Genomic DNA, 25565 nt, shown 5'->3' with positions numbered 1-25565 from the left:
TCCTGGGATGAATAACGATTTTTTATCAGTATCAGGCCTCACAAGGCACATTAAGCGTGTTATAGACGATGAACCGTACCTGCAGAATGTGTGGATTCGTGCAGAAATATCGAACTTTAAAAAACACAGCCGAGGCCATATGTACTTTACGTTAAAGGATGACCAGTCGCGCATTCAGAGTGTCATGTTTGCAGGTCATAACCGCTATTTAAAGTTTTTACCTGAAAATGGAATGAATGTTCTTGTCCGTGGAGATGTGAGTGTTTACGAGCCTCATGGACAATACCAGTTCTATGTAAAGGAAATGCAGCCTGATGGTATCGGGAATTTGTACCTTGCTTATGAGGAATTGAAGAAAAAGCTTGAAATGAAAGGCTATTTTCAGGAAGACCGGAAACGTCCTATTCCTTCTGTACCGTCATCAATTGCAGTTATTACTTCCCGTACGGGGGCTGCGGTACGGGATATACTTACAACCTTGAAGAGAAGATTTCCCTACGTTCAGATTACCCTCCTCCCTGTTCTGGTACAAGGTCCGGGAGCTGCCCCGTCTGTGGCAAGAGCAATCCAGCAGGCAGGTGAAGCAGGGCGTTTTGATGTTATCATTGTCGGCCGCGGAGGCGGCTCGATAGAGGAGTTATGGGCATTTAATGAAGAGCTGGTGGCTGATGCAATTTATAACAGTAAGGTGCCTGTCATATCAGCGGTAGGTCACGAAACGGACGTGACCATCAGTGATTTTGTGGCTGATCTGAGAGCCCCGACTCCTACTGCCGCAGCCGAACTTGCGGTTCCGGATCAGAGGGAACTGAAAGAAAAGACAGCACAATACCGTACAAGGCTTATCCGCTCATTAACAGAGCAGGTGGAAGGTCAGAAAAAACAGCTGGAACGATACAATCAGTCTTATGCCTTCCGTTATCCCGGTAAATTGATCGAGCAAAAAGAACAAGAGCTGGACAGAATGATGGAAGCACTTCAAAGAGAGACAGCAAGACTGATAAAATCAAAAGGTGAAAAACACAACTACACTTTGAAAGCACTGCAAAACGTCCACCCTAAACACCGGATTACAAGAGAAAAGGATCATTACCGTATGCTGTACGATCGTTTCATGAAATCCACCCGTGACTACCAGCAGGAAAAACACGAGTCTCTAAAGAAAGTAATGTATAAACTCGATGTACTGAGTCCTTTGAAAATGATGGAGCGTGGCTACAGTCTTGCCTATTCCGAAACCGGTCTGGTGAAAAGTACCGGTCAGGTGAATGAAGGAGATGCACTGCATATCCAGCTGGAAGACGGCAGAGTCTTTGCTGAAGTGACCGGAAAAGACAAAAAGGGAGTAACCATGGATAAGAGAGGTGAAAGAAATGAGTGAAGAAAGAGAACATAAGACATTTGAAGGAGCAATGGAAGAGCTGCAGAATGTTGTAGAAAAGCTTGAAGAAGGAAATGTACCTTTGGAAGAAGCAATTGAGATGTTTAAGGATGGCATGGAACTGTCAAAATACTGTCATGAACGTCTGCAGAAAGTTGAAGCGCAAATGGATCAGATCCTGAATGAAGACGGAGAAATTGAAGTCCTGACTATTGAGGGGGAGAAAAGCGAGTGAGCGTATTATCTTTAGATCTTTTTCTGAAAGAGCAAAGACAAGAGCTTAAACGACGACTCCCGCAATACATTTCGGGTATTGAAGCACCGAAAGTCCTTCTTGATGCTATGGCATACTCCCTGGAAGCTGGTGGGAAACGCCTGCGGCCGGCACTGCTACTGGCTTCCCTTCAGGGCTACGGTGTTACTTTGGAAAAAGGTTATGACGTTGCCTGTGCTGTAGAAATGATACATACATACTCACTCATTCATGACGACCTTCCTGCGATGGATGATGACGATACAAGAAGAGGGAAGCCGACAAGCCATAAAGTATTTGGTGAAGCTATGGCTATCCTTGCCGGTGATGCCCTTCTTACCTTAAGCTTTGAAGTGATCAGTAAGTCAGAAAATCTTGAGGACCATGAAAAAGTAAGGGTTATTCAGCTTCTCTCTTCTTCCGCAGGGCCTGCCGGAATGGTAGGCGGTCAGGTGGCTGATATAGATGCGGAAGATAAACACGGACTCACAGTTGAAGAACTTGAATATATTCACCATCATAAAACAGGTGACTTACTTGCTTTTTCTATCGAAGCAGCCGCAATTCTGGCAAACGCACCTGAAACAGATCAAATACACCTCAGAATGTTTGCGAAAAACCTGGGACTTGCTTTTCAGATCAAGGATGACATTCTTGATATTGAAGGTGACGGTGAAAAGATGGGCAAACCGCTTGGGAGTGATGAAGCAAATCAGAAAAGTACGTATCCTAAACTTCTCGGCCTTGCCGGTGCGAAGGAGAAACTGGATTGGCATATTCAGCAGTCTAAAGAATATTTATCTAAAATAGAACAAAAACATCCTCTGCTTCATGAACTGACGGATTACATTGCGAAAAGGACCCATTAAAACACTCCATGGAATGGATAAAAGCTTCTTTCCTCTTATGGAAATGCCTGTTTTTTCTTGAAAGGGTTGCTCATTGCAGCTGAAAAACGTATCATGGTATACTATAGATAACCGGGTGGTGCAGTATTCTAGTCGGTTCTCCATTTTCGAAAGCGGGCCTAAAAATCCGCTAAAGGGCACATCGATGAAGTTCCTAGTTTTGGCTTGAGGCGCCCAGCTTTGGGTCAATACTGGGAGTAAAGGTTGTAGGGCGATCCACAATGGCATGTGGGCGAGGACCCTGCAGCCGCGGAGGCCTTTTGTTATTGCTTCCCTGCCCGGGGACAGTGGTGACAGAAGGTATGAACCTGCTTGGCAAGTTTCGGGAACTTGTGAGCAGCGTAGCCTGCCTTGAGTGGACGGCGAGGGGATTATGAATACTAAGATTGTATACTGGTATTATCATATGAAATCGCGTCTGCAAAAGAGGATAGAGGATGGCTAAGAACTGCTGAGGAAAACTCCTAGACTGTTCCACTGGACATTTAAAGGGGATTATAGTGCGTACTAAGTGGTAATCCAGTCTGACGTTTGGTGACAGCGTCAAGACGGATTTAAAGGGAAACCGCCTTAGCGGCGACGCTTCGGTATCCGTTTGGGAAAACCTACTGGACCTAAGACGCAGTTTTTACTCTTTAAGTGACCACTCGGATACATAATTTATATGTTTAACAGGTAAAGTAATAAAGTATCTCCTAAGTATGCTCACTAAAGAGCCGCAGCTTATCCTGCGAACGGGGAAATGATGCAGATTTAAACACCTGCATCACTCAGATACTTAAAGATAGGACCGATGATAAACCAATGAAGGAATCTGTGAAACAATCTTTACAATGGAGTTGGATGATTGCCGTTATCACTTTGGTGTTAGCGGCAATTTTTGCGATTATATCCACCTTGGTTCTCAGTGGAGTTGTCTGGGCTGTCGGTATGATGATGGTGTTTATCATTGTTCTGATTGGGGTAATATTTGATACGATAGGTGTAGCTGCAACCGCTGCCAATGAAAAGCCGTTTCATGCCATGGCTGCCGAGAGACTGGCAGGTGCAAAACAGGCTGTACATATTACGAGAAATGCAGACAAGTTTGCGAACTTCTGTAATGATGTCATCGGGGATATCGCCGGAGTAATCAGTGGAACAGCCTCTGCCTATGTGGTTCTTCAGCTATCTTTTCAATTAGGATACGGAGAGGGAACGAACGTCCAGTTTATTACGAATGTTATTTTTACAAGTGTTGTTGCAGCATTGACTGTAGGCGGAAAATCAGTAGGCAAAACGCTGGCAATTGAATACTCCACTCCGATCATATACCAAGTGGGTAGATTATTTTATTTTTTAGAGGTAAAATTGAATATAACTATTTTCAATCCGAAAAAAAGAAAGAAAAAGGGCAAGAAGAAAAACAAACGAAAGTGAGGGTTTTTCTTGGATCTAACTAAAATTAAAGACCCTGAATTCCTGAAAAATTACAGTAATGAAGATTTAGAGGACCTTGCAAAAGATATCCGGGAATTCCTGATCAGTAAATTGTCTGTTACAGGCGGACATCTCGGCCCGAACCTTGGGGTTGTTGAACTTAGCCTCAAGTTGCACCAGCTCTTTGAAAGTCCGAAAGATAAGTTCCTCTGGGATGTGGGACATCAGGCGTATGTCCATAAGATTCTGACCGGCAGAGCTGATCAGTTCGATACGCTCCGGCAGTATAAAGGTCTGTGCGGTTTTCCAAAGCGTTCTGAAAGTATGCATGATGTATGGGAAACAGGTCACAGTTCCACCTCCTTGTCCGGGGCAATGGGGATGGCAGTGGCGAGAGATCTGAAAGGCACTGATGAAAATGTAGTTGCCATTATCGGCGACGGCGCCCTCACAGGCGGTATGGCTCTTGAAGCACTCAATCATATCGGTCATGAACAAACGGACCTGATTGTGGTTCTCAACGATAATGAAATGTCCATTGCCCCCAACGTAGGAGCTCTTCATAATATGCTGGGGAGAATGCGTACAGCAGGTAAGTATCAAAAGGCGAAGGAAGAGCTTGAGATGCTTATCAAACGGATCCCTGCATTTGGCGGCCGCCTTGCTGCAACTGCTGAACGTGTCAAAGACAGTCTGAAATACCTGCTGGTATCCGGAATGTTTTTTGAAGAAATGGGTTTTACCTATTTAGGACCGGTGGACGGTCACGACCTTGAAGACCTTCATGAAAATATGAAGTATGCAAAAAAGACGAAGGGGCCTGTTCTGGTCCACGTAATAACGAAAAAAGGAAAAGGCTACGAACCGGCAGAACTTGATGCAAAAGGAACCTGGCATGGTCTTGGACCGTATAAAATGGAATCAGGAGAAGTTGTTAAGAAACCGGGACCTCCCGGTTACAGTGCTGTATTTGCGAATACACTCAAAAAGGTTGCCCGCCAGGATAAACGTGTTGTAGGAATTACTGCCGCTATGCCGGGGGGAACGAAACTTGATGATTTTGCAAAGGAATTTCCCGACAGGATGTTTGACGTGGGGATTGCCGAGCAACATGCTACTACAATGAGTGCAGGACTTGCCACGCAGGGACTGAAGCCGGTTTTTGCAGTTTATTCCACGTTTTTGCAACGGGGTTATGACCAGCTTGTCCACGACGTATGCAGACAAAACTTAAATGTATTCTTTGCGATTGACCGTTCCGGTCTGGTTGGTGCAGACGGTGAAACTCACCAAGGAGTTTTTGACATTTCCTATCTTCGGCACCTGCCTAACATGACCATTATGATGCCAAAGGATGAAAATGAATTACAGCACCTCATCTATACAGCTGTCACTTATGATGATGGTCCTATCGCTATCCGCTATCCAAGAGGAAATGGATATGGCGTTAAAATGGATCAGGACCTGAAACAGATACCGATTGGCAAATGGGAAGTGCTGAAAGAAGGAAAAGATGTGACCATCCTTACATTCGGTACTATGATTCCAGTGGCAATGGATGCAGCAGAGCGTCTTGAAGCAGAAGGTATACAGGCTGAAATTGTAAACGCCCGCTCGATCAAACCACTCGATGAGGAAATGCTAAGAGAACTGGCTATGAAAAACATGCCGGTTGTGACACTTGAAGAACATGCTCTCATGGGCGGGTTTGGCAGTGCAGTTCTTGAATATTTCCATGACCAGCACTTCCATAACATAACCGTTGACCGTATTGGTATTCCGGATCACTATATCGAGCACGGCAGCGTCTCACAACTTTGGGAGGAAATCGGGTTAACGCCGGCAAATGTAGCAGAGAGGGTAATTAACCTGGTACCCAGAAAAAGACAAAGAGCATAGTATCGGAGAGAATGAACAACTATGGAAAAAAAGCAACGACTCGATATCCTACTGGTTGAAAAAGGGCTGATCGAGACACGTGAAAAAGCAAAGAGGACAATTATGGCCGGGCTTGTGTTTGCGGATGATGAACGGATTGACAAGCCCGGTACAAAAATAAAACCGGATTGTAAACTGGAAGTGAAAGGTCAGACCCTTCCCTACGTCAGCCGGGGAGGGCTGAAACTTGAAGGAGCCATTAAGGCTTTTGACCTTGATCTTGAAGGAAAGACAGTCATTGATATTGGATCTTCTACTGGAGGATTCACTGATTGCGCTCTCCAAAATGGTGCCGTCAGGGTTTATGCTGTTGATGTAGGCTACAATCAACTGGCCTGGAAACTAAGACAGGATGAACGGGTAATAGTTATGGAAAGAACCAATTTCCGTTATGCAAAGCCTGAAGATTTCCAGGAAGGACTGCCCCAATTTGCAACCATTGATGTCTCTTTTATCTCCCTGCGCCTGATTCTTCCACCGTTAAAAGAGATTCTTGCCAGTGGAGGAGAAGGATCTGCCCTGATTAAGCCTCAGTTTGAAGCAGGCCGTGAAGAAGTAGGGAAAAACGGCATTATCCGTGATTCAAAAGTTCATGAGAAAGTTATACAGGAAATTGTGACATATACTGAAAGTCTCGGCTTGGAAGTTCGGAATGTCATTCCATCTCCTATCCGAGGAGGGGAAGGAAACATTGAGTTCCTCATGCATTTTAGGAAAACGGATGAGCGTTCCTCTTTTTATGGAGACATAAAAAATATTGTAGATACAGCTCACCAGGAAAAAGCAAAACGTTAATAAACACCGGAGACATCGACCCTGTTGTCTCCTTTTTCTGTGTGGACCCGCCACCAGTTGTGCAAAGTGCTCATTTCAGATAAGATACATATAGAAGGTTATAACTATTAGCCGTTAAGTATATTCATTCAACAGTAAAAACGATGGACCGAAGTGACGGAGGAGAACGTATGAATAAAGGACAGCGACATATTAAAATTCGTGAGATTATTACTAATAATGAAGTGGAAACACAGGATGACCTGGTTGCTTTTCTGCGTAATGCGGGATTTAATGTAACACAGGCAACAGTAAGCCGTGATATTAAAGAGCTTCATCTTGTTAAAGTACCGATGATGGATGGGCGCTATAAGTACAGTCTTCCTGCTGATCAGAGGTTTAACCCTCTTCAAAAACTCAAGCGTGCCCTTATGGACAGCTTTGTCTCGATTGAGCACACGAACAATCTGATTGTAATGAAAACCATGCCCGGTAATGCCAATGCGGTAGGAGCACTTATCGATAATCTTGATTGGAACGAAGTACTAGGAACGATATGCGGTGACGATACAATTCTGATCATCTGCAGACTGGAGACAGATACAGAGCCTGTGAGCGAAAGATTTTTAGACATGCTGTAGAATTTCCTAAAAGGACGTGATTGTCGTTGTTAGTGGAACTATCCATAAAAAATTTCGCTATTATTGATCATGTTACAGTTCCTTTTGAAGAAGGGCTGACGGTGCTGACTGGTGAAACAGGAGCAGGCAAATCCATCATTATAGATGCAATCGGTCTTTTAATCGGAGGCAGAGGTTCTGTCGAGTTTGTAAGACACGGCAGTAAACGTGCTGAGATTGAAGGTCTCTTTTCTGTTTCTTCCTCTCATGACATTAATCCATTAATGCAGGATTTGGGAATTGAAGTTTCTGAAGACGATATGGTTGTTCTCAGAAGAGAAATTACGAGTCAGGGGAAGAGCATTTGCCGTATTAATGGGAAGCTTGTCACACTGGCGAGTTTGCGTCAGATTGGACAGATGCTTGTTGATATTCACGGTCAGCATGAACACCAGCAGCTTTTGCAGGTGGACAAGCATTTATTTTTACTGGACCGCTATGCTGAGAGTAAGATCAAGGATGCGAAGGAAGAGTATAAAACCATTTATGACCGCTTTACTGACACAAAGAAAAATTACACCAAACTTTCGGCTAATGAACAGCAGCAGGCCCAGCGGCTTGATCTTATAAGATATCAGTTGCAGGAAATTGAAAATGCAGGGCTCATACCAAATGAAGATGATGAACTGCAGGCAGAAAAACAAAAGCTTGGAAACAGTGAGCAGCTGTACCAGCGTGTTCATGACAGCCACCAGGCCCTTTATGGTGAAAATAAAGGTTTGGAATGGGTAATGGTTGCTCTGAATCAGATGGATGATGCTAAAGAGCTTGATCCAGAACTGAAAAACCTTCAGGAGACGATAGCAAGCTGCTATTATCTTTTGGAGGAGTCTTCTTTTTCTCTCCGTGATTACGTTGAAAACATTGAATTTAATCCGGAACGCTTAAATGAAATCGAAGCAAGACTTAGTGAGGTTAACACACTCAAGCGTAAGTACGGTGAGAGTGTCAATACAATTCTTGAATACGCATCAAAAATAGAGGAAGAAGTTGAAACCCTTGAAAATAAAGATGAACACCTTCAAAAATGGGCAAATGAACTTGAAGCACTGCAAAAAGACCTTGCTGTAGAAGCAAAGCATTTAACGGAAATAAGAAAGCAGCAGTCGGTTAAATTAACAAAGGATATTCAAAAAGAGCTGAAAGCTCTGTATATGGAGAAAACGAAGTTCGAAGTGATGTTTCATGAAGAGAAAGACAAGGCATTTACGAAGGACGGAGCCGACTATGTAGAGTTTATGGTTGCCACTAACCAGGGGGAGCCGCTTAAACCTCTTGTTAAAGTAGCTTCTGGTGGTGAGATATCACGTATTATTCTTGCCTTGAAAACGATTCTGGCCAGTCACGAGGGTGTGACGGCATTGATTTTTGACGAGGTGGATACAGGCGTCAGCGGCAGAGTTGCGCAGGCAATCGCAGAAAAGATTCACCATATATCAACCGGATCGCAGGTGCTTTGTATCACTCACCTTCCACAAGTGGCAGCCATGGCGGATACTCATCTGTTCATTGCTAAGGGTGAAAAAGAAGGCCGGGTAACTACAGAAGTTACACCACTTGCGGAAAATGAAAAAGTAGAGGAAATCGGCCGGATGATTTCGGGTGTTGAAATTACAGAGCTCACCAGGCAGCATGCAGAAGAGCTGCTCGATCAGGCTGAACAAACAAAAAAGAAGCAGGTTTCTTAAAGGAATTATCAATTATACTCATATAAGCGGTGAAGTGAAAGGAACATACCTTTTACTTCACCGTTTTTTACTCAGTGTTGTTTCCATTTGCCCAGGCGCTTAAATGATCTCAGTTAATTAACGAAACCGGTGGTGGAAGAAGATAAACTAACATTTTTTGGCCATAACTCCGGGAATCCCGTAAATACAGGGTTCATAGGTGATTTTCTATATCTTCCTGTTATAAATGATCTTTTTCAAGGCTACATTATAGATACAGCCATGATGGAGGTGCAGGTCGGGAGCGAGGAGAGTGAAAGCGATTTGAAAAATGGAATGATAAAAAAAGCCGTTGGGGCATTTCTCCTTGTTTTGCTGTTCAGCGCTGCGTTTTATCCTCCTCTTCAACAATATGTTGACACGCCGGCAAATGTCTTATTATTTGAATCACAGGAATTTGCCGTAGACACTTCATTAGATGTACTTGCGTCAGATGACTCGATTGACGTATTTTCTGAAGACGATCAAACCACATTAACAGGTGTAAAACCGGGTAACGGAAAAGTTCATTTGGGGGTGGCCGGTTTTCCTTTAAAAGCGATGGATGTAACTGTCTTGCCTGAGAAGAAAATTATCCCAGGTGGCCAGTCCATCGGGGTCCGTGTTCACACGCAAGGCGTTCTCGTTGTTGGACATCATCTGATTGATACGGAAAATGGAGCGAAATCACCCGGTGAAAAAGCCGGGGTTGAAGTTGGAGATATGATAACCCGGATGAACGGTAAAGAAATTAAAGATATGAGTGAAATTACCGGAATTGTTCAAGCGTCCGGTAAGGAAGACAAACCAATTCAGCTTGAGGTGAAGCGTGGAGAAGAAACCCTTAAGCGGGAGCTCATGCCTTTAAAAGCGAAAGGTGAGCATTCATACCGTCTCGGACTTTATATCCGGGATTCAGCAGCAGGTGTAGGTACACTGACCTTTTACGATCCGGATTCCAAAAAGTACGGAGCGCTTGGTCACGTGATATCAGACATGGATACAAAAGAACCTATTCATGTGAATGACGGGGAAATTCTATCCTCGAGGGTAACATCCATTGAAAAAGGGCTCAATGGCGAGCCTGGTGAGAAGTTAGCCCGTTTTTCGAGTGAACGTAAAGTGCTGGGGGATATAAATAAAAACAGTGCTTTCGGTATATTCGGAACGCTTAAAGAGCCAATTGCGAATGGCGGTTGGGATGAGCCAATGGAAATAGCGTTATCACATCAGGTAAAAGAAGGACCAGCGGAGATTCTGACTGTAGTAAACGGGGAAGAAGTTAAGAAATTTGGAATTGAAGTTGTAAGCAGTACTGAGCAGAAATTTCCGGCAACTAAAGGAATGGTTATTAAAGTAACGGATCCAGAACTCCTTGAAACAACTGGTGGGATTGTTCAAGGGATGAGTGGAAGCCCGATCATACAGGACAACAAAATAATCGGAGCTGTCACACATGTATTTGTAAATGATCCGACTTCCGGTTATGCATGCCATATTGAGTGGATGCTGCAGGAAGCCGGCGTAGATATATATCAAAACGAAGCTAAGGCGAGCTGATTAATCAGCCCGCCTTTTTTTTACTTCATTTTCTTTTCAACCGTCACCTGAAATGTAGTGATTAAAACAAGTGGGATCAACAGCACAAGAAGAACCGGGAGCTGGGGAAAAACCGATATCATAAGCGGATAGGCGGTCATCACTGCTGCAACTATTGATACGGTCAGCCACATAGCAATATATACATTTTTACATGCTATTCGTATGACCTGTTCCTCTCTTTCATCAGCAGAAAACAGTTCTCCTGGAATAAGTAAGTGTTTCAGTGACCGTTTACCTTTTGGTAAAAGTTTTGAAAACACGAAGGGAACAATGAAACCCAGGGCTAATAAAGCAATCATAGGCATTAGATTCATTTTCATAACCCAGGGGGGCTCAGGACTCTCGGCGATACCCGCAAGCTGCTGACTCGCATTTAACAACTCAAACATTCCCCAGCCAAACAGCGCTAACAGGACTAAATTAAACAAGTAGGATACGCGTGCAATTTTCATCCTTCATCCCATCCTTTCTTAATTGAAAATACCTCCTCCAGGTTCATGCAGAATACATCACTGATCTTTAGTGCAAGGAGTACTGAAGGCAGGTAATCTCCTTTTTCAATAGCTGCAATTGTTTGCCTTGTTACTCCGGCATCGTCAGCAAGAGCTTGCTGGGTCAGTCTTTTCCTTGCGCGAAGCTCTTTAACACGGTTGTAGAGTTTTTCTTCCATCCGGCATCCCTTCCATCATTTTCTAATTGTTTCCAGTGTATACTATGTTTAACTTAATGTAAAGAGTAATTAACAATTTTTCGGTGGGAATACCTTAAAGCGAAATATGTTACAATGAATAGAGATTTTTCGACAAACATTCAAGAATAAACAGTGTTTTAATCGAATATAGTCGAAAACAAGAGTATAAGCTTAAAAACGAGAGAAAAGATAAGTTTTTTTAGAAAAAATAAGAAATCAAAAGGATTTGGGTTCTGTTTGTCGAATCTATATTCAAATGAACCGAAATTGTAATGGGGAGGAAAAACATCGTGCAAAATGTAAAAGTGTGTGTAGCGGATGACAATCGTGAACTGGTCATGTTACTAGAAGAATATATTGACTCTCAGGAAGACATGGAAGTAATCGGGAAGGCTTATAATGGACAGGAATGTTTGGATCTGGTCGAGGAAGCTGAGCCGGACGTTCTTATTTTAGATATTATCATGCCTCATTTGGATGGACTGGCAGTTCTCGATAAGATGAACAATCTAAAGCTTTCCAAAAGACCGAACATCATTATGCTTACCGCTTTCGGACAGGAAGACGTTACTAAAAAAGCTGTGGAATTAGGGGCATCATATTATATACTTAAGCCGTTTGACATGGATACACTTATTGGTAAAATCCGTGATGTGAGTGGAAATGCTTCCAGCTACGTGAAGAAGTCTTCAGGCAGTATGCAAGGGATGAGGAAGGAAAACAAGCCCATGAATCTGGATGCCAGTATTACCAGCATTATTCATGAAATCGGTGTTCCTGCCCATATTAAAGGGTATATGTATCTTAGGGAAGCAATTACGATGGTATACAATGACATCGAACTTCTCGGTTCCATTACGAAAGTACTTTATCCCGACATTGCAAAAAAATTCAATACGACAGCAAGCCGTGTAGAACGTGCCATCCGCCATGCAATTGAAGTAGCATGGAGCCGGGGTAATATTGAATCAATCTCCAAAATGTTCGGTTACACAGTCAGCGTAAGCAAGGCAAAACCAACAAATTCTGAATTTATCGCAATGGTTGCTGATAAACTCCGAATCGAACACAAAGTCAGCTGATAGACATCATGCAGAAATGGCTGAAAGAACGATCAAGGGGCCACACCTCCGGATCGTTCTTTTTTTATTTTCCAAAATCAAGGTTTGAGTGAAAAGAAGTACTTACGTACATACTAACCGTAATTCTCATTTACAGGAGGACATGGCCATGAATGGACCTGTCATCGTTGGGGCCGGATACTACGGTGAAAAAACGAAAGATCTGGTAAGGAATATGCCTGATCGTTCCATTGCCCTTATCAATCATAAGGATATTGACCTTGTTGCAGCCGAATCTCTTATAAAAAAAGAAGTTAAAGCAATTGTCAATGCTGGAGAATCCATGTCCGGCACTTTTTATCATGAGGGTGTGAAGCTGTTATTGGAACACCACATTCCCGTCTATGACCTTAAAACGTCTTCGAGGGATCTCGAATATTCCGGGATTGAAATCATGATTACAGACAGAGAGATTTTCAGGAAAATAAAAGGTCAGTGGACCAGGGCAGGTGAAATCTCGAAGTGGGATTCCACAAAGCTTATGGTGCGTATAGCTGAAAGTTATGACAGACAGATGCACACTTTTACTGCATTTATGGAAAACAGTTTAACCTTTGCCCAAAATGAACTACCACTGTTTATCAAAAGTGTGGAATCCCTTGAGGCAATTCCTGAGCTGGAGGGGAAGCTTGTTATCGTGGTGGCAAGAGGTCCGGGTTATATGAAAGACCTTCTTTACTGGCAGGATATGATAAGAACTCCGAAAACAGTCATTCTTGCAGTGGATGGAGCGGCTGAAGGGGTTTTGGGTGCCGGAGCAGTGCCGGATTTTGTAATCGGGGATATGGATTCCGTTCCTGACGACATTCTTACTCTTTCATCCACGTTTATTGCTCATGCTTATATGAGTGGTGAAAGTCCTGGCTACCTCCGTCTTAAAAAGGCTGGTAAAACTTCAAGTACCTGCAGGTTTCCCGGTGTCAGTGAAGACCTGGCTATTGTTCTTGCAGGTAAATCAGGTGCTGAGCATATCTATACAATAGGCTGTAGAACGGGCTATCTGGAAATGCTTGAAAAAAACCGGCCTGGTATGGGTTCCACCCTTCTGACAAGGTCTTTTCTTGGTGATAAAGTAAGTGATATTAAAGCATCTCATAAGTTTCTTACTTCTGTAGGTCCTTTCTACTCGGGAGGTAAAAGAAAAAGCATACACCGGCTTCTTGAAGAAGAGCTTGAGTGGGAAGGTGAGGGGGGGGAGGGCGTAGATGAAAGTTGATGTAGTAATTCCTGCTTATAACGAAGAAAAAAATATCGGAGAAACCCTCAGTGCCCTTCGCAATGAGGATTGGGTCAGCAGGATACTGGTCATTGATGATGGAAGTACTGATAAAACTTCCAGAATTGCATTCGACTACACGGATTATGTGTACCGTTTCCATATTAATCAAGGAAAAGCGCAGGCTGCAATAACAGGGTTAAAACAAACGAAGAGTGATTATGTAATGCTGTTGGATGCTGATTTAAAAAGCACTGCAAAACATGCATTCAATCTTTTACGTCCCTTAAAAATGAACGAGGCTGATGTAACGGTGGCGATGTTACCTCCTGATTCAGCAAACAAAGGTTTCGGGTTGATGAAGAGACGGGCACAAAGAGTCCTTGAACGGCGATTTCAAGTACACATGACAAGCCCTTTATCAGGACAGAGGGCTTTTCACAGAAGGTGGCTGAAGAGTCTTTCTGAAGATGTGAGACACAGCAGATACGGCTTTGAAATGGCATGCAATCTTGATCTTCTTAAAAACGGAGCTGTCATCAAAGAAGTACCTGTAAAAATGGAACATCATGCCTACGGTAAAACCATGCGGGGAATGATTCACAGGGCAAGACAATGGTATGAAATGGAGCGTATTTTATGGCATCGTACCTCTGGAAACCTATATTAATCCTTATCTTCTACAGTGTAACGAGGCGCATGTTCATAAATAATAAATGGACTGTACCAAATGTCCGTCAAAAGAATGTGCCCTACAATTTCGGCATGGTATTTTTACTCTGGGTAACATTGGAGATTGTTCAGCCCGGGCTTACTTCCATAAATATGCTTGACTACTGTTTTCTCTTCGCCACCTGGATGATCGGCTGGGTCGATGACCGTTTCGGCAAGGCATACCCAAAAGGAATTAAGGGGCATGTTCAATACTGTTTCATGAATCGTACAGTGACGACGGGTCTTATAAAAGCAGGCGGAGGAGCTGTAATTGCCGGCCTTTATTTATCAATGCTGTACAGAGGGGAGAGCATTACCCAGCTCGAGGCCCTTTTTTATCTTCCACTCGTAACCTTGCTTCCCCATGTCGTAAACCTCCTTGACACCCGTCCTTTAAGAGTGATGAAAGCAGCCACACTGATGATAATGGCAGTTATCGTTGTTTCGGCAGGGTTTCCGCAAATAAGCGGACTGGGTATTCTCCTCCTGTTATGGGCCAGGGAAGAAGCTGGAGAGAAGACGATGCTCGGCGATAACGGTGCAATGCTCGTCGGTGCCTACCTGACTATTGCCATTATGCATACAGGCAGTGACGGATTTGTTTTTATCTCAACGATGGTGTGCGGATTCCTTACATTAATTGCTGAGAAGTACTCCATAAGCAAGCTGATCATGAATACCAGAATGTTAAGTGTTATCGATCTTTTCGGGCAAAAAAGATCCACTTCGTAATAAAGACGGCGGCTCATGAAGTGGCATTGATCCCTTGTGAGTCCTGCGTTTTTTTAAAATAGACTCAAAAACGTTACGTGTTAAATTCCACACATTGCACTTTCCACGGGCGGCTCGATCCTCAGCGCGCTGCGCTTCCGGGGGTCTCCCCCATAGCCATCAAGTTAAGGGATTTAAAAATTTGAAGCAGAAGAAGTCAGGATGTAGCCCGAATGCCCTTCGCTTTCCGCGGGGACGCCGGTGAGGAAGCACCACTGCTTCTTCCTCTGCCAGTTATGCTTCGCAGCTTTCTGCGTCGAAGCAACTCGCAGCTTATTCGTGATGTAAACGCTCATTGCTCCCGCAGGAGTCTCGAACATTCCGGCTACATCCTCTTTTACATTCTTATTTGAGTGCTTTTAAACATGAAGCTGCTTACAGGTTTCTATATGATCCGAACGAATCATAGCGGCGCTGATAAACCGCTCCCGAAATATACTTCGCTTTCCGCGGGAAGCTGGTGAGTCTCCTCGTGCTTTCGCACTCCGAGGTCTCACCTTTGCTTTTCATCCCGCAGGACTCTACGTATATTTCATCCGTTAAGTTAGTACATTGTTCGGGTTCTCAGCTAAACACGTTCGTTATGTCCCAGCCTCATTTCCTACGATCAGTCAAGCCTAATATCATGTTTTTGCTGTAAAAGATAATGAAGGCGCAGTGCCTGAGACTCCTGTGGCTGTGGGGGCCGGGCAAGACCCCACAGGACGCAATACGAGGAGGCTTTCCGGCACCGCCACGGAAAGCGAAAGGCACGCAGGCTGCACCTTTAAGGACGTGAAAAAAGCAACAATTTATGCGAAAACAAAGTTTCGGATAAATTGTTGCTTTTTAACATAAAAAATAAAGTAAAAGGCTTTGATCCCTGCTAAGAGGGCTTTAATCATTGAAGAAGCCATTTGAGAGGAAAAATATTTACGAAAAGAGCATCAGGTTAAGACTGTTTTTGAAACCGTGGTGCTACTTTGTTGTTCTTACGGTCCCGATGCAGTATAAATCCTCCAATAAACCATACCCCCAGAATAAGTGCAAGGAGTCCTGCGAAAAACTGCAACAATAAAAAAGGAAAAGGAGGGTTTAATATAGTAAAAACAGTGTCTCTCATTAATTTAATTCCGTAACCTGCGATTAACCCGGGAATAACGAGTACAATCAGGGCCAAAAAACGCTGTATAGTCATAAGATAATTCCTTTCTGTTTTTCGGTAAAACATTAACTATAGTCTTATTTTAAACGAATATTGGCATGTCCGCAAACCTGACAAAAGGTTCATCCGCCAGCCCGGGTTGCGGTATTGTTTCTTGCTTTTACTATGAAAAAAATTGCATAAAGGGTAAACTAATGGGTAGAAGACTGTAAATGGAGGTGTTGCCTGTATGAAACGAATTCTGCTTATCGGAGGTGGAAGGGGAGGTGCTTCATTATTTGATGTACTCTACAATACTGCTTACACAAAAGTTGCAGGAGTTGTAGATATAAATCCAGACAGTCCCGGATGCAGAAAGGCAAGAAACTGCAATATACCGGTTTTTACAGAGTGGGAACAGGCACTTCAGGACCTTGCTCATTTAGATGCCGTCATTGAAGTAACCGATGATTATGCTCTTTACGAACAGGTAAAAAGGAAGCTTGCGGGCAGGCCGGTCTCCATTATACCGAGCTCAGTAGCCTCGATCTTATTTTACCTTATTGAAGAAAAAGAAGAGTTATTATATGAAAAAACACAGCACTTTTCAAAGCTCGAACTAATCCTGGATTCTACACACGATGGAATGATCGCTATCGACCAGAATGAAAAGATCACTTTGATTAATAAGCGTGCAGAAGAGATGTCAGGATTAAACAAAGAAGATATTATGGGCACGGAAATAAGTAAAGTTCTCCCCACAAGTGAACTCCCGAGGGTACTCCATACAGGGAAAACCGAACAAAACCGCCGCCAGGTCATTCAGAAAAACAGATCGATTGTTACAACGAGAATGCCGATAAAAGATGGAAACAAGATTATTGGTGCTCTGGGGGTATTTAAAGATATTACGGAAATAGAAGAAATGGCAGAAGAAGTTACAAATCTTAAAAGTGTCCAGACAATGCTTGAAGCGATTATTCACTCTTCAGATGATGCCATAAGTGTGGTGAATGAAGAAGGAAAGGGACTTATGATAAACCCTGCCTATACACGCCTCACAGGTCTTACAAAAGAGGAAGTGCTTCATAAACCCGCAACTACGGACATTTCTGAAGGAGAGAGTATGCACCTTCAGGTATTAAAAACAAGAAAGCCGGTCCGCGGTGCGAGAATGAAAGTGGGTCCGAAGAAAAAGGATGTCCTTGTAAACGTAGCCCCTGTAATTGTAGATGGCACATTAAAAGGCAGTGTAGGTGTTATCCATGACTTATCTGAACTGGAAACCCTTAACACTGAGCTTGAGAGAGCAAAGCAGATTATCCGTACTCTTGAGGCTAAATATACATTTGAAGATATTATTGGCCAGTCTGAGGAATTTACCTTTGCCATCGAACAGGCAAAAATGGCTGCCAAAACGCCTGTTACCATTCTCCTGAGAGGGGAATCGGGGACGGGAAAAGAGCTTTTTGCTCATGCGATACATAATGCAAGTGACAGGAAATACAACAAGTTTGTAAGAGTAAACTGTGCTGCGATTTCTGAAAGCCTGCTTGAAAGCGAGTTATTCGGCTACGAGGAAGGGGCTTTTTCAGGAGCCAAACGGGGCGGGAAAAAAGGGTTGTTTGAAGAAGCACATGGCGGGACAATTTTTCTTGATGAGATTGGTGAATTAAAGAGCCAGACTCAGGCAAAACTGCTCCGGGTCCTTCAGGAAAAGGAAGTTGTGAGAGTAGGGAGTACGAAAACCCTTGATATTGATGTCAGGGTAGTGGCAGCTACAAATGTCAATCTTGAGAAAATGATGAACACCCAGGAATTCAGAAGTGACCTCTATTACCGTTTAAACCGGATGCCAATTCAGATTCCTCCGTTAAGGGCTAGAAAAGAAGACCTAGAAAAGCTGTGCAGGCATCTCTTAACTAAATTAAACCAGGACTATGGAAGAAATGTAGAAGGACTTACTGAAGAAGCGGTTGCCCATCTTCAGACGTATCAATGGCCAGGGAATGTCCGGGAACTGGAAAACGTTCTGGGGCGTGCAATGATTCATACACACTTCTCAGTCCATTACATTGATAAAGAACACCTGCCCAGGTTCAGTGACCTTATCCCCCAGGAAAATCAAACGGAATCGATTTTTGAAAATGGAGAAATCCTAAGCCTGGCAGATCAAATGAAAGAGAAGGAAAAACAGATTATTGCAGAAGCTTTGTCTGTATGCAACGGCAACAAAACAAAAACGGCTCAGGCCCTCGGGTTATCCATCCGTAATTTATATTATAAGATGGACAAACTATCCATCAAAAGATGATTTTCACACCAAATTGCGTGCAATTACTTGCGTGGTATGAAAAAATTTGCGTATACCCACAATTGATTTGTCGAATAAACCCCGCGAACTGTAAGCGGTTTCCGTCTCTGGTTAGTTGGCATGGTTTTTGCATTATAATTCAGGTGGATCATCGTCATATATGAAAGGCGGGTTTACGTTGACTTTTGAAGACTTACTTAAAGAAATACAGTCATCTGTCAGAAGTGAAAGAAAAGTAGCAGTAGCACACGCAACAGATAAAGGGTTGTTTTTTGCTGCAAAACAGGCTGTGGAATACGGGATTGCTTCGTTTATTTTTGTCGGTCCATTAGAGCTTATGAAAGATCTCTCAGAACAAACAGGTTTATCCGCAATTGAACGATGTGAGTTTATTGACAGTGAAACCGAGCAGGAATCGGCAATGATTGCAGCCGGACTTGTGGGTAAAGGTGACGCTGATGTACTTATGAAAGGCATGGTTGGAACTTCTACGCTCCTAAAAGCTGTTTTGAATAAAGAGAATGGGCTGCGCACAGGGAATGTTCTATCTCATGTAGCTGCGTTTGATCTCCCGGCACGGACCGGACTGTTGTTCGTGACAGATGCTGCTATGAATATTGCACCTGATTTAAAAGAAAAAATTGCGATTACACAAAATGCGGTGGACGTGGCAAAGAGTATCGGTATCAAAACACCGAAAGTAGCTGCGTTGGCGGCTGTCGAAACAGTAAATCCTGCAATGCAGGCTACACTTGATGCTGCAGTACTTACCCAGATGAATAAAAGAGGCCAGATTGCCGGTTGTACGATTGACGGACCTCTTGCCTTTGATATCGCAGTATCACCAGAAGCAGCCCGCCAGAAAAAGGTTCACTCTGACGTAGCGGGGTATGCTGACATTCTGGTGGTGCCTGCTATAGAAACAGGTAATGCTCTCTATAAGTCCCTAACCATCTTTGGAAATGCAGAAGTAGGAGGAATCATTACCGGTGCCAAGGCACCCATTGTCTTAACTTCAAGGGCAGATTCAACGGAAAGCAAGCTTCTTTCCATTGCTGTTGCTGTCGGCTCGGCAGGTTGAGCCTTAAAGGGGTTAAAATGTCCAGCCTTTAATGGAATGATCAATAATAAATATTGGAATCCGGGGAGAAAGTGACCGGGAATATGAGGAGGAAGAAAAAATGGAACTATTTAAAGATATGGAAACGTATGATTATGAGCAGGTTGTGGTCTGTCAGGATAAGCAGTCAGGGCTGAAGGCGATTATTGCCATCCACGACACAACGCTCGGACCTGCACTTGGCGGAACACGGATGTGGACGTATGAATCAGAAGAGCATGCTTTTGAAGATGCTCTCAGACTTGCAAGAGGGATGACGTATAAAAACGCAGCAGCGGGCTTAAATCTTGGAGGCGGTAAGACAGTAATTATCGGCGACCCTCGTAAAGATAAAAACGAAGCCATGTTCCGTGCTTTCGGACGGTATATTCAAGGGCTGAACGGCCGCTATATTACAGCAGAGGACGTTGGTACGACCGTAGAAGATATGGATTTAGTCTACCAGGAAACACCGTTTGTCACAGGTATCTCCCCGGCATTCGGTTCTTCGGGCAATCCATCCCCGGTAACGGCTTATGGTGTATATGTGGGTATGAAAGCTGCCGCAAAAGAAGCCTTCGGTACAGACTCCCTTGAAGGAAAAAGAGTGGCAGTCCAGGGTGTTGGTAATGTTGCCTATAACCTTTGCCGTCACCTCCATAAAGAAGGAGCACAACTGATTGTTACAGATATTAATGAAGAGGCTGTAGCAAGAGTGGTTGAGGAGTTTGGAGCAGAGAGTGTAGGCATCAACGATATTTACAGTGTGGACTGTGACATTTATGCACCTTGTGCCCTTGGAGCAACAATTAATGATGGAACCCTTTCACAGCTTAAAGCAAAAGTCATTGCCGGTGCAGCAAACAACCAGCTAAAAGAGACACGGCATGGTGATGCTCTTGAAGAAAAAGGGATGATTTATGCTCCCGATTATGTCATTAACTCCGGTGGCGTTATTAATGTAGCGGATGAACTGAATGGCTATAACCGTGAGCGGGCAATGAAGAAGGTGGAGACTATTTACGATAACATTTCCAAGATCTTTGAAATTGCAAAACGTGATAACATTCCAACTTATGTTGCAGCTGACAGAATGGCAGAAGAGCGTATTGAAACGATGCGTAAGTCAAGAAAGCAGTTCCTGCAAAATAGTATGAGCATCATCAGCCGGGGAAGAAAATAATTACCGGGACGTGACTCACTGAATAAAGAAAAGGTTCCGCCATTTTGGCGGAAAGCTTGGTTTTAACTTGATGGAGGTAAGCGAAGTGGAGAATAGAGAATACCGAATTTTAGCGATCAATCCAGGTTCAACATCTACGAAAATTGGCATCTTTGACAATGAAAGAGCAATCATGGAGGAAACGATTCGTCATGATCGTGATTCATTGGCAAACTATGATTCCATCATCGATCAATATCCATTTCGTAAACAGATGATTTTGGAGACTCTCGATAATCAGGGAATCAATTTATCCAAATTATCTGCCGTCGTAGGCAGAGGGGGGCTTCTCAGGCCTATAGAAGGTGGAACCTACGAAGTGAATGACCTCATGCTGAAGGATTTGCGTGAAGGATACTCCGGACAGCATGCATCCAACCTCGGAGGAATTGTGGCAAATGAAATTGCAAGACAGCTGAACATTCCTTCTTATATTGTCGACCCTGTTGTGGTTGACGAAATGGATGAACTGGCAAAAGTGTCCGGATTTGCTGACTTTGAAAGGAAAAGCATCTTTCATGCACTCAACCAAAAGGCCGTGGCCAGAAAAGCAGCAAAAGAAAAAGGGTGTAAATATGAAGAGATGAATCTCATTGTCGTCCATATGGGCGGAGGCATCACTGTAGGTGCCCATAAAGGTGGACGAGTCATTGATGTAAACAACGGGCTTCACGGGGAAGGACCGTTTTCTCCTGAAAGAGCGGGGACAGTTCCGGCAGGCGATTTAGTTGCTATGTGCTTTAGCGGAGAATATTATTCCGATGAAGTAATGAAAAAAATTGTCGGACAAGGCGGCCTGGTCGGTTACCTCGGGACAAATGACGCCGTTGAAGTGGAGAAGCGGATTGCTTCCGGGGATGACAAGGCGGAGCTTGTGTATCATGCAATGGCCTATCAGATTGCCAAGGAAATTGCAGGTTCGGCAGCAGTTTTAAAAGGTGAAGTAGATGCCATCATTCTTACAGGCGGTCTTGCTTATGGAAAAGATTTTATCCACCGGATTATTGAACGAATTCACTGGATTTCGGATGTTATTGTAAAGCCTGGGGAGAACGAGCTTGAAGCATTGGCAGAAGGAGCTCTCCGGGTGCTCAGAGAAGAAGAAACAGCAAAAGTATATGCTGAAACGAAAGTGAAAAACACGGCAGATTTCAGCTGAAGAGGAGGAAAAGTATATTATGTCAAAAGATTATGATTTAGTCATTTTAGGGGCCGGGACCGGCGGCTATGTAGCCGCCATCCGCGCAGCCCAGCTCGGTATAAAAGTGGCAATTGTTGAAAAAGGGAAACTGGGCGGGACATGCTTACATAACGGGTGTATACCAAGTAAGGCATTACTTCGCAGTGCCGAGGTTTTTCAGACTGTTAAAAAAAGTGCAGATTTTGGTGTGACCGCCGGTGAGCCGGTTCTTGATTTCAGTCAGGTTCAAAAGCGCAAAGAGGGAATTGTTGAACAGCTCTATAAAGGTGTTCAGCATTTAATGAAAAAAGGAAAAATCGATGTTTTTAAAGGTCACGGCCGGATTCTTGGTCCTTCGATCTTTTCTCCGTCACCCGGAACGATTAGTGTAGAAAACCTTGATGGAACGGACAATGAAATGCTTGTTCCGAAGAATGTTCTGATAGCTACCGGAAGCCACCCGAAAACGCTTCCGGGTCTTGAGTTAAACGGAACAACCATCATGTCATCCGATGATGCATTAAAACTGGAATCACTTCCCCAGTCAATCACCATTATCGGAGGCGGAGTAATCGGGATAGAGTGGGCATCCATGCTGTCTGATTTCGGAGTAGAAGTTACGGTTCTTGAGTATGCTTCGCACGTTCTGCCTCTTGAAGATGAAGATATTTCAAAAGAAATGAAGCGAGCCTTAAAAAAGAAAAAAATTACGGTTATCACGGATGCCAAGGTTCTTTCCGGTGAGGTTGAAGAGCAGGATGGACAAGTGACTGTCCCTTATGAGCATAAAGGAGAGACGAAGGCAGTGACGAGCGAGAAAGTGCTTGTATCTGTCGGTCGGGCTGCCAACGTTGATGATATCGGTCTTCAAAATACGGATATCCAGGTTGAGAACGGTTACATTGCTGTTAACGAACACTATCAGACAAAAGAATCTCACATTTATGCCATCGGTGATGTAATTGGTGGTCTGCAGCTCGCACATGTAGCTTCACATGAAGGAATAGCAGCTGTTGAGCATATGAATGGCCAGGATGCCCATCCTATCGATGCTGACATGGTTGCAAAATGCACCTATTCTTCTCCAGAGGTAGCGAACGTAGGCCTTACGGAGAAAGCAGCAAAAGAAAAAGGATATGAAGTAAAAACAGGGACATTTCCTTTTAAAGCTATCGGAAAAGCCCTTGTGTATGGTGACACAACAGGTTTTGTAAAATTTGTGTCCGACGCAAAAACAGACGATTTACTTGGTGTTCATATGATCGGTCCTCATGTAACAGACATGATATCTGAAGCAGCCCTTGCTAAAGTACTTGATGCAGCACACTGGGAAGTGGCAGAAACCATCCACCCCCACCCGAGCCTGTCTGAAGCAATTGGTGAAGCCGCTCTTGCAGTTGATGGGAAGGCCATCCATGGATAAGCAAATGAACGAACGAATAGAAGGAGGGACTACAATGGCAGAACAGCGCCATGAACAATTAGGATTGTCCAACGAAGATGTATTTGAAATGTATGAGCAGATGCTCCTTGCACGAATGATTGACGAACGAATGTGGTTACTTAACCGGGCAGGTAAGATCCCGTTTGTTATTTCCTGTCAAGGACAGGAAGCGGCCCAGGTTGGAGCTGCCATGGCTTTGAACAGAGAGAAAGATTACGTGCTGCCTTATTACCGTGATATGGGTGTTGTCCTTACATTCGGTATGACGGCAAAAGAACTCATGCTTTCCGGATTCGCGAAAGCAGAGGATCCAAACTCCGGCGGACGCCAGATGCCTGGTCACTTCGGGCAGAAGAAGAACCGGATCGTAACAGGATCTTCTCCGGTTACAACCCAGGTTCCTCATGCAGTAGGTTTCGGCCTGGCTGCAAAAGTGAAAAACCAGGATTTCGTAAGTTTTACCACTTTTGGGGAAGGGTCTTCCAACCAGGGGGACTTCCACGAAGGAATTAACTTTGCAAGTGTTCACGATCTCCCTTGTATTTTCATGTGTGAAAACAATAAGTATGCCATTTCTGTTCCTTATGACAAGCAGCTGAGATGTGAAAAAGTATCGGACCGTGCTATCGGATACGGGATTCACGGAGAAACAGTGGACGGTAATGATCCTCTTGCAGTGTATGAAGCAGTGAAAAATGCCCGTGAAAGAGCAGTTCGCGGGGACGGACCTTCTTTAATTGAAACTATTTCCTACCGTTTGACACCACACTCAAGTGATGATGATGACAGTGTGTACCGTGAGCGGTCTGAAGTGGAAGAAGCAAAAAAACTGGATGCCATCTTCACATTTGGCGATTACTTACGTGATGCCGGTATCCTTACTGAAGAGAAAGAGAAAGAACTTAAAGACAGACTGAGAAAAGTGATCGACGAAGCAACAGACTATGCTGAAAAAGCGCCATACGCTGATGCAAAGACGGCATACGATCACGTTTATGGAGGGGAGTGACACGATGGCGGTTAAATCTTACATCGAAGCAATTACATTGGCTATAAAAGAAGAAATGGAAAGAGATGAAAACGTCTTTGTACTGGGAGAAGACGTAGGAAGGCGCGGAGGTGTTTTCCGAGCTACAAACGGACTTTATGAACAATTTGGCGAGTATCGTGTACTTGATACTCCGCTTGCTGAATCTGCCATTGCCGGAGTAGGAATCGGAGCCGCTATGTACGGCATGCGTCCCATTGCCGAAATGCAGTTTGCTGACTTCATCATGCCTGCTGTAAACCAGATTGTTTCAGAGGCTGCCAAAATCCGCTACCGATCAAACAATGACTGGCACTGCCCGATTACGATCCGCGCACCATATGGCGGCGGTGTTCACGGAGCTCTTTATCATTCACAGTCAGTTGAAGCGTTGTTTGCAAATGTTCCGGGATTGAAAATTGTAATGCCTTCAACTCCTTATGATGCAAAAGGTCTTTTAAAAGCTGCGATTCGTGACGATGACCCGGTTCTGTTTTTTGAGCACAAGCGTGCGTACCGTCTTATTAAAGGGGAAGTACCTGAAGATGACTACACACTGCCGATTGGAAAAGCCGAGGTGAAGCGCGAAGGGGAAGACATTACCGTAATAACTTATGGCCTTTGTGTTCACTTTGCCATGCAGGCTGCTGAAAAACTGGAAAAAGACGGATACAGTGCACACATTCTTGATTTACGGACTGTGTACCCGCTTGATCGTGAAGCAATTGTGGAAGTTGCGAAGAAAACAGGGAAAGTCCTGCTTGTTACAGAAGACAACAAAGAAGGCAGCATCATGAGTGAAGTATCTGCCATTATTTCAGAAGAATGTCTCTTTGATCTTGATGCACCTGTCCGCCGTCTTTGCGGACCTGATGTACCGTCAATGCCTTATGCACCGACGATGGAAAAAGAATTTATGGTCAACCCTGATAAAGTAGAAGCGGCAATGAGGGATTTAGCCGAATTTTAATTGAACTGGAGG

23 protein-coding genes are annotated in these 25565 nt (G+C 43.9%); 20 read left to right on the top strand and 3 right to left on the bottom strand.

What is annotated here, in order from left to right:
• The first annotated feature begins 7 nt into the window (after positions 1 to 7).
• The 9 genes from xseA (at position 8) to spoIVB (ending at position 10619) form a co-directional block, all read left to right on the top strand.
• Positions 8 to 1381 carry an exodeoxyribonuclease VII large subunit gene (gene xseA / locus JSY36_RS16215; protein WP_205167151.1) on the top strand — a complete coding sequence of 458 codons (1374 nt, stop codon included), beginning with the start codon at positions 8 to 10 and terminating at the stop codon, positions 1379 to 1381.
• Positions 1374 to 1616 (top strand): exodeoxyribonuclease VII small subunit, encoded by a 243-nt coding sequence (xseB, locus tag JSY36_RS16210; RefSeq protein WP_205167150.1) that lies wholly within the window; start codon positions 1374 to 1376, stop codon positions 1614 to 1616. The genes xseA and xseB overlap by 8 nt, the downstream gene beginning before the upstream one ends.
• A complete protein-coding gene (locus tag JSY36_RS16205) occupies positions 1613 to 2503 on the top strand; it encodes a farnesyl diphosphate synthase (protein ID WP_205167149.1) in 891 nt (296 codons plus the stop codon). The genes xseB and JSY36_RS16205 overlap by 4 nt, the downstream gene beginning before the upstream one ends.
• A gap of 843 nt (positions 2504 to 3346) precedes the next feature.
• The gene (locus JSY36_RS16200) at positions 3347 to 3961 is read left to right on the top strand and encodes a hypothetical protein (RefSeq protein WP_205167148.1); all 615 of its coding nucleotides are present in this window, start codon (positions 3347 to 3349) and stop codon (positions 3959 to 3961) included.
• A 9-nt stretch (positions 3962 to 3970) separates the two neighbouring features.
• Positions 3971 to 5860: a 1-deoxy-D-xylulose-5-phosphate synthase gene (gene dxs / locus JSY36_RS16195; protein ID WP_205167147.1), complete on the top strand. Its 1890-nt coding sequence runs from the start codon at positions 3971 to 3973 to the stop codon at positions 5858 to 5860.
• 21 nt (positions 5861 to 5881) lie between these two features.
• Positions 5882 to 6694: a TlyA family RNA methyltransferase gene (locus JSY36_RS16190; protein WP_205167146.1), complete on the top strand. Its 813-nt coding sequence runs from the start codon at positions 5882 to 5884 to the stop codon at positions 6692 to 6694.
• A gap of 170 nt (positions 6695 to 6864) precedes the next feature.
• On the top strand, positions 6865 to 7314 hold the full coding sequence (gene ahrC / locus JSY36_RS16185) for a transcriptional regulator AhrC/ArgR (protein ID WP_122896512.1): 450 nt from the start codon (positions 6865 to 6867) through the stop codon (positions 7312 to 7314).
• Positions 7315 to 7340: 26 nt separating this feature from the next.
• Complete coding sequence (gene recN, locus JSY36_RS16180; RefSeq protein ID WP_122896513.1) at positions 7341 to 9041, top strand: DNA repair protein RecN; 1701 nt, start codon at positions 7341 to 7343, stop codon at positions 9039 to 9041.
• A 303-nt stretch (positions 9042 to 9344) separates the two neighbouring features.
• Positions 9345 to 10619, top strand: a complete 1275-nt coding sequence (gene spoIVB / locus JSY36_RS16175) for a SpoIVB peptidase (RefSeq protein WP_205167145.1) — start codon at positions 9345 to 9347, stop codon at positions 10617 to 10619.
• A gap of 20 nt (positions 10620 to 10639) precedes the next feature.
• Here spoIVB and JSY36_RS16170 read toward each other — a convergent pair whose 3' ends face one another.
• On the bottom strand, positions 10640 to 11113 hold the full coding sequence (locus JSY36_RS16170) for a hypothetical protein (RefSeq protein WP_205167144.1): 474 nt from the start codon (positions 11111 to 11113) through the stop codon (positions 10640 to 10642).
• Positions 11110 to 11331: a helix-turn-helix transcriptional regulator gene (locus JSY36_RS16165; RefSeq protein WP_122896515.1), complete on the bottom strand. Its 222-nt coding sequence runs from the start codon at positions 11329 to 11331 to the stop codon at positions 11110 to 11112. Before JSY36_RS16165 ends, JSY36_RS16170 begins: the two co-directional genes overlap by 4 nt.
• 311 nt (positions 11332 to 11642) lie before the next feature.
• Between JSY36_RS16165 and spo0A the strand changes: the two genes are divergently transcribed.
• The 4 genes from spo0A to JSY36_RS16145 all read left to right on the top strand — a co-directional run bounded on the left by spo0A (position 11643) and on the right by JSY36_RS16145 (position 15135).
• Positions 11643 to 12434 carry a sporulation transcription factor Spo0A gene (gene spo0A / locus JSY36_RS16160; RefSeq protein ID WP_122896516.1) on the top strand — a complete coding sequence of 264 codons (792 nt, stop codon included), beginning with the start codon at positions 11643 to 11645 and terminating at the stop codon, positions 12432 to 12434.
• A 148-nt stretch (positions 12435 to 12582) separates the two neighbouring features.
• Positions 12583 to 13689, top strand: coding sequence for a putative cytokinetic ring protein SteA (steA, locus tag JSY36_RS16155; RefSeq protein ID WP_205167143.1), 1107 nt, complete (start codon positions 12583 to 12585; stop codon positions 13687 to 13689).
• Entirely contained in the window at positions 13679 to 14359 is a 681-nt protein-coding gene (locus JSY36_RS16150; RefSeq protein WP_205167142.1) for a glycosyltransferase family 2 protein, read from the top strand. The genes steA and JSY36_RS16150 overlap by 11 nt, the downstream gene beginning before the upstream one ends.
• On the top strand, positions 14329 to 15135 hold the full coding sequence (locus tag JSY36_RS16145) for a hypothetical protein (RefSeq protein WP_205167141.1): 807 nt from the start codon (positions 14329 to 14331) through the stop codon (positions 15133 to 15135). The genes JSY36_RS16150 and JSY36_RS16145 overlap by 31 nt, the downstream gene beginning before the upstream one ends.
• A gap of 970 nt (positions 15136 to 16105) precedes the next feature.
• On the opposite strand, the gene JSY36_RS16140 is transcribed toward JSY36_RS16145, so the two are convergent.
• Positions 16106 to 16345, bottom strand: a complete 240-nt coding sequence (locus JSY36_RS16140; protein ID WP_122898485.1) for a DUF2627 domain-containing protein — start codon at positions 16343 to 16345, stop codon at positions 16106 to 16108.
• 202 nt (positions 16346 to 16547) lie between these two features.
• Between JSY36_RS16140 and JSY36_RS16135 the strand changes: the two genes are divergently transcribed.
• From JSY36_RS16135 to JSY36_RS16105, 7 genes are all read left to right on the top strand, one after another.
• Positions 16548 to 18611, top strand: a complete 2064-nt coding sequence (locus tag JSY36_RS16135; protein ID WP_205167140.1) for a sigma-54 interaction domain-containing protein — start codon at positions 16548 to 16550, stop codon at positions 18609 to 18611.
• Between the two features lie 178 nt (positions 18612 to 18789).
• Entirely contained in the window at positions 18790 to 19692 is a 903-nt protein-coding gene (locus JSY36_RS16130; RefSeq protein ID WP_236785019.1) for a bifunctional enoyl-CoA hydratase/phosphate acetyltransferase, read from the top strand.
• Positions 19693 to 19792: 100 nt separating this feature from the next.
• Positions 19793 to 20893 carry a branched-chain amino acid dehydrogenase gene (gene bcd, locus JSY36_RS16125; RefSeq protein WP_205167138.1) on the top strand — a complete coding sequence of 367 codons (1101 nt, stop codon included), beginning with the start codon at positions 19793 to 19795 and terminating at the stop codon, positions 20891 to 20893.
• Between the two features lie 70 nt (positions 20894 to 20963).
• Positions 20964 to 22091: a butyrate kinase gene (gene buk, locus JSY36_RS16120; protein ID WP_236785039.1), complete on the top strand. Its 1128-nt coding sequence runs from the start codon at positions 20964 to 20966 to the stop codon at positions 22089 to 22091.
• 19 nt (positions 22092 to 22110) lie between these two features.
• Complete coding sequence (gene lpdA, locus JSY36_RS16115; protein WP_205167136.1) at positions 22111 to 23535, top strand: dihydrolipoyl dehydrogenase; 1425 nt, start codon at positions 22111 to 22113, stop codon at positions 23533 to 23535.
• Positions 23536 to 23569: 34 nt separating this feature from the next.
• Positions 23570 to 24565, top strand: a complete 996-nt coding sequence (locus JSY36_RS16110) for a thiamine pyrophosphate-dependent dehydrogenase E1 component subunit alpha (RefSeq protein ID WP_122896525.1) — start codon at positions 23570 to 23572, stop codon at positions 24563 to 24565.
• A 4-nt stretch (positions 24566 to 24569) separates the two neighbouring features.
• A complete protein-coding gene (locus tag JSY36_RS16105) occupies positions 24570 to 25553 on the top strand; it encodes an alpha-ketoacid dehydrogenase subunit beta (RefSeq protein ID WP_205167135.1) in 984 nt (327 codons plus the stop codon).
• Positions 25554 to 25565: the final 12 nt, after the last annotated feature.

The organism is Alteribacter salitolerans (assembly GCF_016901055.1).
Classification (GTDB): Bacteria; Bacillota; Bacilli; order Bacillales; family Salisediminibacteriaceae; genus Alteribacter; species Alteribacter keqinensis.
Note: the sequence above shows the minus strand (reverse complement) of the source record. Positions and strands in the feature narration are given on the sequence as shown.